The following is a 618-nucleotide window of genomic DNA, read 5'->3' on the forward strand; positions in this document are numbered from 1 at the left end:
CGTACGTACGTACGTACGTACGTTACGTTAACGTTAACGTTAACGTTAACGTTAACGTTAACGTTAACGTTAACGTTAACGTTAACGTTAACGTTAACGTTAACGTTTAAACGTTAACGTTAACGTTAACGTTAAACGTTAAACGTTAACGTTAACGTTAACGTTAACGTTAACGTTAACGTTAACGTTAACGTTAACGTTAACGTTAACGTTAACGTTAACGTTAACGTTAACGTTAACGTTAACGTTAACGTTAACGTTAACGTTAACGTTAACGTTAACGTTAACGTTAACGTTAACGTTAAACGTTAACGTTAACGTTAACGTTAACGTTAACGTTAACGTTAACGTTAACGTTAACGTTAACGTTAACGTTAACGTTAACGTTAACGTTAACGTTAACGTTAACGTTAACGTTAACGTTAACGTTAACGTTAACGTTAACGTTAACGTTAACGTTAACGTTAACGTTAACGTTAACGTTAACGTTAACGTTAACGTTAACGTTAACGTTAACGTTAACGTTAACGTTAACGTTAACGTTAACGTTAACGTTAACGTTAACGTTAACGTTAACGTTAACGTTAACGTTAACGTTAACGTTAACGTTAACGTTAA

At 33.7% G+C, this 618-nt stretch carries 1 protein-coding gene; it reads right to left on the reverse strand.

Features of this window, described 5'->3' with window-relative positions; translation table 11 throughout:
- Positions 1-301: 301 nt before the first annotated feature.
- Positions 302-618: hypothetical protein (locus CSGHG_RS25175; RefSeq protein ID WP_207635855.1), on the reverse strand; the 317-nt coding region annotated here is incomplete at its 5' end.

It is taken from the genome of Clostridium senegalense JC122 (assembly GCF_000285575.1).
In the GTDB taxonomy this organism is placed as follows: domain Bacteria; phylum Bacillota; class Clostridia; order Clostridiales; family Clostridiaceae; genus Clostridium_J; species Clostridium_J senegalense.